This is a genomic window from bacterium, assembly GCA_035945995.1.
Lineage (GTDB): Bacteria > Sysuimicrobiota > Sysuimicrobiia > Sysuimicrobiales > Segetimicrobiaceae > DASSJF01.
Genome location: DASYZR010000168.1, coordinates 1 through 1,683, shown reverse-complemented (window position 1 = coordinate 1,683; position 1,683 = coordinate 1). Strand labels below are relative to the sequence as shown.

2 protein-coding genes are annotated in these 1,683 nt (G+C 66.7%); both read left to right on the top strand.

Going from position 1 to position 1,683, the window contains the following annotated elements; translation table 11 throughout:
- Positions 1 to 990: alpha/beta fold hydrolase (locus VGZ23_19825; protein ID HEV2359846.1), on the top strand; the 990-nt coding region annotated here is incomplete at its 5' end.
- A gap of 30 nt (positions 991 to 1,020) precedes the next feature.
- Positions 1,021 to 1,683 (top strand): epoxide hydrolase (locus VGZ23_19820; GenBank protein ID HEV2359845.1); only part of this gene is annotated, 663 nt, incomplete at its 3' end.

Genomic DNA, 1,683 nt, shown 5'->3' with positions numbered 1-1,683 from the left:
CCGCAGTTCATGACCGAGATCGACGGCCTCGACATCCACTTCATCCACGTCAGGTCGCCGCACGAGAATGCGCTGCCGCTGATCATCACGCACGGCTGGCCCGGCTCGGTCGTCGAGATGCTGAACGTCGCCGGCCCGCTCGCTGACCCGTCGGCACACGGCGGCAGCACAAGCGACGCGTTCGACGTGGTCATCCCGTCGATGCCGGGCTACGGGTTCTCCGCCAAGCCGGACCAGACCGGCTGGGACGTCGCCCGCATCGCGCGTGCCTGGACCGAGCTGATGAAGCGCCTCGGCTACACGCGATTCGCGGCGCAAGGCGGCGATTGGGGCGCGCTGATCACCGAAGTCATGGGCGCCCAGGCGCCTCCCGAGCTGATCGGCATCCACACGAACATGCCCGGCGCCCTTCCACCCGACATTTCGAAGGCAATCGCGTCCAACGTGCTCGGCGCCGGCGACCCGGCCCCGACCGGCCTGTCCGCCGACGAACAACGCGCCTACGATAGGCTGAGCTTCCTTTACACAAAGGGCATCGGCTACGCACTCGAGATGGGGAATCGCCCCCAGACGCTGTGCGGAGTTGCCGACTCGCCCATCGCCCTGGCCGCCTGGATGCTTGACCACGACGCGTGGAGCCTCGCGGACATCACGCCCGCCTTCGCCGGCGGACAGCCCGTCGGCAACCTGACACGCGACGAGATCCTCGACAACATCACGCTCTACTGGCTGACGAACACGGGGGTCTCCGCGTCCCGTCTCTACTGGGAGAACAAGCTCGGCTTCTTCGACTTCAAGGGCGTCACCGTCCCGGCCGCCGTGACCGTCTTCCCGAACGAGCTCTATCAAGCCCCGCGGAGCTGGGCCGAGCAGGCCTTCCCCAACCTCATCTACTTCAACCAGGTCGACGCGGGCAACCACTTCGCCGCCTGGCAAGAGCCGGAGCTCTTCACCACCGAGGTACGCGCCGCGTTCCGGTCACTGCGTTGATCGCCGCCCCCACCAACAACGGAGGTCGTCATGAGTAGCACCGTCGAGACCGCCAGTGGCATCCATCCATTCCACGTCGACATTCCGGAAGACAAGCTCACCGACCTGCGCCGCCGCATCGCGGCCACGCGATGGCCCGAGAAGGAGACCGTCGCAGATCAGTCGCAGGGCGTGCTGCTGGCGACGATCCAGGAACTCGCGCGTTACTGGGCCACGGACTACGACTGGCGCAGGTGCGAGGCGAAGCTGAGCACCCTGCCGCAGTTCATGACCGAGATCGACGGCCTCGACATTCACTTCATCCACGTCCGTTCGGAGCATGAGGACGCGTTGCCGCTCATCGTCAACCACGGGTGGCCAGGCTCGATCATCGAGCAGCTGAAGATCATCGATCCGCTGACCAACCCGACGGCCCACGGCGCGAGCGCATCGGACGCTTTCCATGTGGTGATCCCGTCGATGCCGGGCTACGGGTTCTCCGGCAAGCCGACGAGCACCGGCTGGGGCCCCGAGCGCATGGGCCGGGCCTGGGCGCAGCTGATGACGCGCCTGGGCTACACCCGCTACGTCGCCCAAGGCGGCGACTGGGGCGCCTTCGTCGTCGACCAGATGGGCTTGCAGGCACCTGAGGGATTGCTCGCGATCCACACCAACATGCCTGCCACCGTCCCCGCTGACGTCGACAAGGCTTCC